Annotated in this window: 8 protein-coding genes; 7 read left to right on the forward strand and 1 reads right to left on the reverse strand. The window is 55.2% G+C overall.

Annotated features, from left to right (window positions below):
- Nucleotides 1–203 precede the first annotated feature (203 nt).
- Complete coding sequence (locus HVA01_RS16090; RefSeq protein ID WP_146876425.1) at nt 204–1,517, reverse strand: MFS transporter; 1,314 nt, start codon at nt 1,515–1,517, stop codon at nt 204–206.
- Nucleotides 1,518–1,663: 146 nt separating this feature from the next.
- Between HVA01_RS16090 and HVA01_RS16095 the strand changes: the two genes are divergently transcribed.
- The 7 genes from HVA01_RS16095 to HVA01_RS16125 all read left to right on the forward strand — a co-directional run.
- Complete coding sequence (locus HVA01_RS16095) at nt 1,664–1,933, forward strand: Rdx family protein (protein ID WP_146876426.1); 270 nt, start codon at nt 1,664–1,666, stop codon at nt 1,931–1,933.
- Nucleotides 1,930–2,799 (forward strand): DMT family transporter, encoded by an 870-nt coding sequence (locus HVA01_RS16100; RefSeq protein WP_146876427.1) that lies wholly within the window; start codon nt 1,930–1,932, stop codon nt 2,797–2,799. Before HVA01_RS16095 ends, HVA01_RS16100 begins: the two co-directional genes overlap by 4 nt.
- A gap of 384 nt (nt 2,800–3,183) precedes the next feature.
- Nucleotides 3,184–4,692, forward strand: coding sequence for a TolC family outer membrane protein (locus tag HVA01_RS16105; protein ID WP_146876428.1), 1,509 nt, complete (start codon nt 3,184–3,186; stop codon nt 4,690–4,692).
- Between the two features lie 111 nt (nt 4,693–4,803).
- Nucleotides 4,804–6,972, forward strand: coding sequence for a type I secretion system permease/ATPase (locus HVA01_RS16110; protein WP_146876429.1), 2,169 nt, complete (start codon nt 4,804–4,806; stop codon nt 6,970–6,972).
- The gene (locus tag HVA01_RS16115; protein ID WP_146876430.1) at nt 6,972–8,399 is read left to right on the forward strand and encodes an HlyD family type I secretion periplasmic adaptor subunit; all 1,428 of its coding nucleotides are present in this window, start codon (nt 6,972–6,974) and stop codon (nt 8,397–8,399) included. Before HVA01_RS16110 ends, HVA01_RS16115 begins: the two co-directional genes overlap by 1 nt.
- Complete coding sequence (locus tag HVA01_RS16120) at nt 8,399–9,046, forward strand: response regulator transcription factor (RefSeq protein WP_146876431.1); 648 nt, start codon at nt 8,399–8,401, stop codon at nt 9,044–9,046. The genes HVA01_RS16115 and HVA01_RS16120 overlap by 1 nt, the downstream gene beginning before the upstream one ends.
- Nucleotides 9,047–9,279: 233 nt before the next feature.
- Nucleotides 9,280–10,251 (forward strand): retention module-containing protein (locus HVA01_RS16125; RefSeq protein ID WP_146876432.1); only part of this gene is annotated, 972 nt, incomplete at its 3' end.

Here is a 10,251-nt window from a genome sequence, read left to right on the forward strand (position 1 = left end):
CCAGTCCTTTCCGTAGACCACGCCATGCGCTAGCTCTGTGGTCAAGCGGGATGTCCAATTGCTTATTATAGGCAGCATAGCAAATGCTCCAACCCACAACGGCTATTCTGCTCCATCATGGCGAGCGTTGCTCCGCATTGCAATCTTGACCACTATCTTAATATTAGCTGTCTTGCGTTTCATTCACGATATGCGTGGGGAACTTATTCAACTTCGGGCAACTGTTGCGCACATAGCATCGCGCCTAGGGCGGTGCCCGCCAGGAATAACAGCAATATGGCGCTGCCAAACCACTGGGCAAGGGCACCGATAAAGCCACCGACAAGGAGCATTAAAAGCCCGGTCAGCGTATTAGAAAGGGCAACGTAAAGCGCGCGATTATCTTGGCTCGCCATATCGACCAGGTAAGTTTTGCGGCCTAGGCGAACGCCGTGGTGCACAATAACCAATAGTGCATAAACCCCTGCATACGGCCAGATGCTTTGTGTCCATGCCCCCGGTAGCCATACCAAGCTGGCACCTAGCGAGCAGCAAATGGCCGTTCCCATGGCTGCATCACGCATTGTGCCGCGGCTGGAGTGGTCGGCGCGCTTCCCCCACAGTGGGCTTGCCAGCATGGCGGCGATGCCGGATACCACGATCAAAATACCTAGGCCGCCGAGGTCAGTACCGCTTTGGTTTTGTCCCAATAGGGCTAAGTAGGGCAGGGCGAGTGCACTGGATAGCAGCAGCGCCCGGGCAAGATTGAAGTGCAAAAACGTGCGGTCGTCCTTCAGTAAGGATAGGCCAAGCTTAATGCTATCCCAGCCGTTTTCTCCGCCTTTTATAGCGCCGGGCTCTTCTTCTATACGCGCCGCTGCCATACCATTTAGCAGCCAGCCGGCCGCAGCAATGCTCAGCAGCCCTGCCACCACTAAGTTACCAGGGCGGTCGCCAAGCAGCATTAAAATGGCGCCTGCCACAAGCGTGGCACCGCCAGCGATGCTGCCGCTCCAGCCCATTAACGTTCCGCGGCGTCCTTTCGCAATCGTTTTGCCCAGCACATCCTTGGTGGCGATAGAGGACAAACCACGTGCCAGCGAGAGTAGCACCAGCGTGGCCAATACCAAGGCGCCGCCCAGGCTGCCCCCCGCGACGAGAGCCAGTACAGCAAGCACCAGTGCCGAAAGTGCCTGTATGAGCGCACCGGCCACCCATATCCATTTCCGCTGGGGTTTTACGCGAATGAAACCGGCGACAAAAATTTGCGGTAATAGCGCACCTGATTCTCGAATCGGCACTAGCAAACCCACCATCCATACCGGCGCGCCGATCAGCCCCATCAACCAGGGCAAGACCAGACGTGCGCTAGAAAGCTCGTCAGCCAGCTTATTGCCTAAAGCAGCCAATAAGTGCCGGCTGAAGTTGCGTGGTTCGTGGTGGCAGGCGTCTTCAGGTATGTCGTCGCACATGCGACTATCGTCATCGCCTGTCAGCCACTCATATAATCGCGATTGAGAAACGTCTTGTTCGGCCATGGGCGCTCCTTGGCGGTTATGATTTATCTCGAGTGGCGATGTCCTGTCCTATTGCTTGCCCCGTCTTGGGCTATCTATCCCAATCTATTTCAAGGTGACAGAATGTCCACTTAGGATGCCATATTAACTTGCCAAGGAGATCAACGGTGTCACGTATTCAAATTCGTTATTGCACACAGTGTCAGTGGCTGCTGCGCAGCGCCTGGTACGCCCAAGAACTGCTTTCCACTTTTGGTGAAGGCCTGAGCGAAGTATCGCTAGCCCCTTCCCATGGGGGGACGTTCGAGATTTGGTACGACGACGTGCTGTTATGGGAACGCAAACGCGATGGTGGCTTTCCCGATATCAAGCTTGTTAAGCAACGCGTACGCGATCAGCTAGAGCCTGGTCGGGATTTAGGGCATATCGATCGATGAGCCGGGATCGTCAGGCGATCCTTTATGGGTTAGGGGCCGTGGCGCTATGGTCAACCGTGGCGACTGCTTTCAAAGTGGCCCTTGCTTGGATGAGCCCGCTGGAGCTGATGTGGCTTGCCGCGCTAGTTTCCTGGGCGTTGATGGGGGCGCTGGTCATCAAGCGGGGCGAGATGCTCACGGCACTGAGTGCTGGCTGGAAAACAGCCGCTTGGGCGGGGTTAATGAACCCTGTGGCCTACTACCTGGTGCTGTTTGCCGCCTATGACCGCCTGCCTGGGCAAGAGGCGATGGCGCTGAATTACACCTGGGCGTTAGCTATGGCATTGCTTGCCGTGCCGCTATTGGGGCATCGGCTAACGCGCGCGGATGTGGCCGCTGGGCTGGTCGCCTATGCGGGCGTGTGGGTGATTGCGACCCGCGGCGATGTGTTGAATGTCAACTTTGCCGACCCTTTGGGAGTGGTCTTTGCGCTAGCCTCCACGCTGTTATGGGCGCTTTATTGGCTGCTTAATGCGCGGGACAAACGCCCCCTGTTGGTCGGGCAATGGCAAAATTTTAGCGTTGGCCTCCCCGTGTTGACCCTTCTATTACTGTTTGGCCCCGGTTTTCAGTGGCACGGATGGCCTGCCTTTGGCGCTGGGGTGTATGTAGGGCTGTTTGAAATGGGCGTGGCGTTTATTTTGTGGCAGCTAGCGGTGCACACGGTGTCACGTACGGCCAAAGTCTCTAACCTAATTTTTCTTTCGCCACCGGTGTCACTGTTGCTGCTTTTTGTTGTCGTCGGTGAGTCAGTTTATCCTTCGACGCTTGTTGGTTTGGCGTTGATTTTAACTGGGCTAGGCTGGCAGCAAAGGTGCCAAGCCTAGCGTGAGATAGGTTGGATGATGCAGATTGAAACCTTTTGTTACTATTGCTTACATTAGTTATTCTGATGTAGTATCTAAGCATTAGTCTACATTTAGGTAAAACATAGTTAAGGCATAACTAGTCAAAACGTAAGTAGTCAAAAAATAAGTAGTCAAGACATAGCAGTGGGCTTGAGTTCCTGTAATAAACAACGTTCATACGTCGGGTACTAGAGCTAATCGATACTAAGGTCAATTGCGGTATGGAAGCCGGGAATGGATGCGCCACCTGAACATCGTGAGTGTTAGGTGAGTCCCGCGACAAAAAATAACGTATCAATTGCTATCGGTGATTGCAGTGGTTTTGCTGCATTTGCTGTCTCATATTCCATGAGGGGACCACAGATGAAAAAAATCAGTTGCACCAAAGGGCTTTACCAACAGTTTGACTTGACGCGTACTATGCAGGCAGCCGCTATCGGCACCAGTCTGATACTCCTTCCGCTCAGCCAGGTGGTGGCGCAACCACTACCGTCAGATATGGCCATACCGGGTTCATCCAACCTGCAAGAGACAGTCCAGCAGGCGATCACCCAGAACCCGGAAGTCAATTCGGCATTCCGCGCCTTCAATGCGGCAGGGTATGATAGAGACGAAGCCTGGGGCGGTTATCTGCCAAGCGTGGATGCCACTGCTGGCGTAGGGCGAGAGTCTGTCGGAGGGGATGGTCGGGGTAGCTATGACACCGACTACGTGCAGCTCGAACTAACCCAAATGGTTTACGACGGTTTTGCAACTGCCGGTCGAGTAGAGCAGTTGGACCGGGCAGAACTAGTACGTTACTACGAACTATTAGGTGCCAGTGAAACAGTCGCCCTGGAGGCGACCACGGCCTACGCGGATGTGCTTCGCTATCGTGAACTGATTCGCCTGGCACAGGATAACTACCGCCAGCACATGCGGGTCTACGACCAGATTGAAGAGCGCGCGCTTTCCGGTGCAGGCCGCGGTGTTGATCTGGAGCAGATTACCGGCCGTGTTGCATTAGCCGAATCCAATCTGTTGACAGAAGCCTCCAATCTGCACGATGTCTCTGCCCGCTATAACCGTATTGTTGGTGATCTGCCGGTTGAAAACCTGGCGCCAGCGCCGGAGCTGTCTGAGGAATTACCTAGTTCGGTGCAAGAAGCGGTTAATCTGGCTTTTGAAGGTAACCCGGATTTCCATGCCGCTATTGAAGACATCGCCGCCTCTCGCGCAGAGCAAGACATCGCGCAGGCAGGTTTTCATCCGCGTGTTGATATCGTTGGACGTACCGGCAGTAATAATGATGACTCGGCGGCAGTAGGACGCCGTGACCAGAGCAGCATTGAGCTTGTCGCCAGCATGAACCTATACCGGGGTGGCTCAGACTTGGCCTCATTTCGTGCGGCGAGCGAGCGCATTGAGGAAGCCGTTGATAATCGCGAGCTGGCCTGTCGCAACGTTCGTCAAACCACCCAAATCGCGTACGCGGATACCCATCGGTTGCGTGAGCAGATGCGGTATTTGAATCAGCACCGCCAATCCATTGACCGCGTGCGCGGCGCCTACCAGCAGCAGTTCGACATTGGCGAGCGCACCTTGCTTGACGTGCTGGACAGCGAAAACGAGTTCTTTGAAGCCAGCCGAGCCTACGTTAATGCTCAGTACGACGTGGCCATTGCGGATGCCGAGACGCTAGCGTCAATGGGTCATCTAATGCGTACTCTGAACGTATCGCGCGCTGACATGCCTAACTTATCAGAACTGGACAGCGATGGTGTTGAGCTGGATGCCGACGCTATCTGCCCGACTCAAGCACCTGCCAACTATACTCTTGATGACTTGATTGGCAGTCGATTTACTGGCGATAACGACCTGAATCGTTCTTAGTCCAGCGAACCAATGAGGCTAAATCATCCAGTGGCGAATACTGCCACTGGATGACTGAGCATGTGATGATGTCCTGAAGTGTCCACTATCTTCTAGCCGTAAGAGGCGTATGTGACGCAAGAAAATGACAACTTTGTAACCGAGCCCCGGCAAGAAACGGGCTTGGATGAGCTACTGGAATGCTTGGTCGCTGTTGCATCTATTCATCATCACGATGCCACACGGGAAGCACTAATTGCAGGTCTTCCACTTGAGGACGGAAAGCTAACTCCCGGCGTTCTGGGGCGAGCGGCAGCACGTGCTGACCTAACCGCCAGAATAATTAGATCTCCTCTTTCGCAGCTAAACCCGGCCTTATTTCCGGCTATTGTGTTGCTTGAAGCTGGGCGTGCCTGTGTGCTGCTCAATTTGGATATTAAAAACGGTCAGGCGGAAGTTATTTTCCCTGAACTTGGCGAAGCCAGCTCTATTGTCAGTCTGGCTGGCTTGCAAGACGCCTATAGCGGGCAAGCGGCCTATGTAAGGCCTAAGTTTCGCTTCGATGCGCGTGGGCCCGAGGTTAAAAAGCAGCGCTCCAGGCACTGGTTTTGGGGCGTTATCCGCGAAAACCGCAAGCTATACCGTGATGTGTTGATTGGCTCGGCGGTGATTAACCTGTTTGCCGTTGCGATGCCACTGTTCGTGATGAACGTTTATGACCGGGTGGTTCCCAATGCGGCTACTGAAACCCTCTGGGTGCTTGCGGTGGGCATCTTTATCGTGCTGTGTTTCGATTTGGCGCTGCGCCTGATGCGTAACGCCTTTGTGGACTTGGCGGCCAGCCGTGCCGATGTCAAGTTAACCTCCAGCATCATGTCACGTGTGCTGGGCATGCGTATGGAAGCAAAGCCAGCCTCGACCGGCTCTTTCACAGCCACCCTGCAATCGTTCGAATCCGTGCGGGCCTTTATTGGCTCGGCCACGATTGTGGCGCTCGTCGACCTGCCCTTTGTGGTTCTGTTTGCTGCGATTATTGCGTTGATCGGGGTGCCTCTGGTTATCCCGATTGTCATCGGCGCGGTATTTGTTTTTCTTTATGCACTGGCCGCGCAGAGCAAACTGCACGAACTCTCTGAGACCACCTGGCGCATCGGCGCCCAACGCAATGCCACGCTGGTGGAAGCCGTCGGCAATTTGGAAACCGTCAAGGCGCTGCGCAGTGAAAGCCGGTTGCAAGGCATGTGGGAGCGTGCGTCTGCGTTTCTGTCGCGCACTTCAGCACAGCTGCGTCTGGTCAGCTCCTCTGTCACTAGTGTGGCGCTTTGGACACAGCACACGGTGGCGGTGGCGATTATCATTGTCGGGGTGTATATGATAATCGAAGGCGATTTAACCCAAGGGGGCCTGATCGCCGCTTACTTGCTATCTTCTCGAGCGATGGCGCCGATTAGCCAAGCGGCTGGGCTGATGGCGCAATACCACCAGTCATCCACGGCGCTTCAGTCGCTTAACGACGTCATGGATAAACCCACCGAGCGCATTGAGGGTAAAGCCTATATCAATCGACCGGTAGTCCACGGCGATGTCAAATTTGACAGCGTCAGCCTAAGCTATCCGGAGGCGGAGCGCAGTGCGCTTAACGACGTCAGCTTCCGGCTCAAGCCGGGTGAAAAGGTAGCGCTGATCGGGCGTATCGGTTCGGGTAAATCAACCCTCAGCAAGCTGTTGCTGGCGCTTTACCAGCCCACTGGCGGTGCCATTTTCCTGGATGACGTCGATATACGTCAGTTCGACCCCATGCAACTGCGGCGGCATATCGGCTATGTGCCGCAAGATATTGCGTTATTTTTCGGCACCCTACGCGAGAACATCGTTGCCGGGGCGGGTAGCGAAGGCGTTGATGACGAAGCGCTGCTTGAAGCCGTCAGGCTGAGCGGCCTTGAGTCATTGGTGAAATCACATCCTCACGGGCTTGATCTGCCGGTCGGTGAGGGCGGCAGCATGCTCTCGGGCGGTCAGCGTCAATCGGTGGCTATCGCCCGCGCACTGGTGAATAACCCTAGCGTACTCCTGCTTGACGAACCCACCAGCGCGATGGACCACGCCAGCGAAGAAGTGCTGAAGAAAAACCTTACCCGCTTCAGCCAAGAAAAAACCATGGTGATCGTCACTCACCGTACGTCGCTGCTCTCGCTTGTCGATCGCATCATTGTGATGGACGCAGGCAAAGTCGTTGCAGACGGCCCGCGCGAGCAAGTCGTCGAAGCCTTGCGTAAAGGCCAGGTCGGGAGGGCGAGCTAATGGCAAAACAGCGTAAGCCCGCCGAACAGCAAGGTTTTGAAGCACTGGGCCGGTTCAGCGAGAAAGGCGGCAAACCCTTTCGTCCGTTCATGGACCGGTTGTTCTCCAAGCGCGTCACTTCCGCCCATTTAAATAGAGATTGGGCGAGCGATGCCGATTGGGCTCGCATGCAGCAGGATCCGCTACGCGCACGTGGCTTTCTCTATGGCATCGTACTTGCCATCATCGCGCTGATTGTTTGGGCTTCCTTTGCAGAAATTGACGAAGTCACCCGTGGCCAGGGCCGCGTCATTCCCGCTCAACAGCTGCAACGGGTTCAGTCATTCGACGGTGGCGTGGTTCAAGAAATTCTCGTCCAGGAAGGTCAGATGGTCGAGGCGGGCGAGGTCATCATGCGCATCGACCCTACCCGCTTTGTCTCCGATTTTCGTGAAAACCGGGTGCAGGCCGAGGCGCTAAAAGCCCGCGCTGAGCGGCTGCGTGCCCTGGTGACGGACACTGACTTCTCGCCCAGTGACGAGTTGCTGGCAGAAGCGCCACTCGTCGTTTCGCAAGAGCGCGAAGCTTATCAAAGCAGCCTGTACGAGTTACGCCAGCAGGAAGCTGTTATTCGCGACCGTATCCGGCAACGTGAAGCCGAGTTGCTTGAAGCAAAACTACGGCGTGACACTGCCAATCGTGAGTTGCAGATGGCCCGTGAAGAGCTTCAGCTCACACGGCCCTTGCTGTCCTCCGGTGCCGTATCGGAAGTCGAAGTACTGCGTCTGGAGCGCGAAGTTTCCCGCAACCGTGGGGAGCGCGACCAGGCCAATGCGGCGATCGAGCGGCTCGAAGCCGCCGTTGAGGAAAGTGAATCGCAGTTGCGCGAATTGGGCGCTGAACGGCGTAGCCAATGGCGCAACGACCTGTCCGATACGCTAAGTGAAATAGCGGCGCTGGATGAAGGCAGTTCAGGCTTGCAGAATCGCGTGCAGCTCGCCGATATTCGTTCGCCGGTGAAAGGGGTTGTGCAAACGCTGCACATCACGACCATCGGTGGCGTTGCCCAAGCCGGGCAGGAAGTGGTCGATATTATTCCTACTGATGATCGGCTCTTGGTAGAGGCACGTATCGCCCCCCAGGACATTGCCTTCCTGAGCCCAGGGCAGGATGCAACTGTCAAACTAACGGCATACGACTATTCCCAGTATGGCGGTTTAAAAGCCGAACTTGAAAACATCAGTGCCGACACAATTACCGATGACGATGACAACACCTTTTATCGCGTAAAGGTACGTACCGAACAGGGTGAGATCAATAACGAAGACATGGACATCATTCCCGGCATGACGGCTCAGGTCGATATCATGACCGGCAAGCGCACCGTGATGGAGTTTCTCCTGAAGCCCGTCCTGCGCGCATGGAATAATTCATTAGGGGAACGCTGATGAACCACCTTTTTGTCACTCAGGAACAGGTGTTAATGCCCCGCTGGCAAGCTGCATTTCCTAAGGCTTCTTGTGTGACTTTCGAACAGGCCGAAGCATGGGCGGATGCCGACACCTTGGTGTGGGTGGCAAAGGAAGAGCGTGCCGCTGATGGGCCTTCTTTTGTAGCCCGCTTGGCGCAGCGCGCCACCGTTGTAGTGCTCTCGATGATGCCGGAGAAAAGCGCGGCGATGGACGCGCTTCAGCAAGGTGCAAGAGGTTATGCCCACGCGCTGAGCCCCGCCGATACGTTAAAACAAATCGCTACCGTGGTGATGAACCAAGGCATTTGGGTGCCGCCTGACTTGATGGCGCAAGTTATGGGTAGTACCTGGAGACTTCTCAATGGTGATCAGCAGGTTCAATCATCGGTACTGGAAGTGCTGACCCAACGCGAGCGCGAAGTGGCGCTTACCGTCGCCAAGGGAGCCAGCAACAAAGTGGTGGCCCGAGAACTCGACATCACCGAAAGAACGGTAAAAGCCCACTTGACCGCCATTTTCAGCAAGCTGGACATTCATGACCGACTTCAGTTGATCATTAAGCTAACAGGAAAAGGTTCATCGGCAGAGGTCAGTGACGTCCCCAGTCTATCCTCTTCCAAGTAGTCAGTATCAGGCGGTGACATCGTCATTTTTGATAGCGATATGTCAGTTCCGGCGCTTACCCATTTGTTCTTTATTTGCCCTTGGGTGCGTGCTTAATATCACCTCAGCATGTATGAAGTGCTTACCAAAATAGTTCCCTCTCCTGTACCACGGTCCAATACTAAGCTTCCTCAGTCTGGCCTAATCTGGCTATCAATATAAAACCTTATTTCTGTTGTTAGAGGACGCCTCCTATGAGCATTGCAACTGTCGTTACCATTACTGGTCAGGCCTGGGCGCGGGATCCTGATGGCAGCTTGCGTGAGCTTGCTGTCGGCGACGCTCTTCAGGAAGGCGAAACACTCGTTACCTCTACTAATGGCAGTGTTCAGCTAGATTTTGACGACGGTTTACCCGCAACGCTTATCGGCAGCAATGAAGAAGTTGCCATTACCAATGATGTGGACGCCGAAAACGCTCCCACCGAAGAAGAAACCGTCGCCCAAGACAGCGAGATAGAAGCGCTCCTTTCTGCACTGGAAGAAGAAGACGGCGACCTGCTAGATCTGCTTGAAGCAACTGCTGCAGGCGGTGGTGCTGCCGGTGGCGGCGGCGGTGGCTCCGACTTTGTCCAGCTTGCGCGCATCGAAGAGTCGGTTCTGGGGCTTCAGTATGAGTACTCCGTTGGCGCTGATGAAGGGCCTGAGACGGTTGAGTTTGCGGCATTTGATGCAGAAGATGATTCAGGTGATACCCCAAGCGTTGAGTTAAATGATGTCGATCTTGGCGAAGTTAACTTCGAGACACAGGACGGCCAGACTATCAATGGCATCTCAGTGTCCACCGGCAATGTGGCTGCGGCATTCAGCGATGCCGTAACCGCCCAGTATGGTGGAGATGGCGCAGGCAGTATCACGATTAGCGAATATGCCCTAACCCTGGGTGACATCGACCACGGCTTGGAAAGCGGCGGTGAGCCCGTGGTCTTCACCGAAGCGGAGGGCGCGATCACCGGCACTACGAATTCTGGTGAAGTACTACGGATTGAAATCGGTAGTGACGGTGCAATCACCGTGACTCAGTCCGGAGCTTTCGACCATGCCGACCAGGGTGCCGACATCCTTACGTTGCCGGCTGGACTGGTAGGCGCTCAGGCTACTATTACCGTCACCGACGGTGACGGCGATACTGTTACCGAGACGCTGAGTGCCGACCTGAGCAGTAGC

The sequence above is a fragment of the Halovibrio variabilis genome (assembly GCF_007991175.1).
GTDB lineage: Bacteria > Pseudomonadota > Gammaproteobacteria > Pseudomonadales > Halomonadaceae > Vreelandella > Vreelandella variabilis.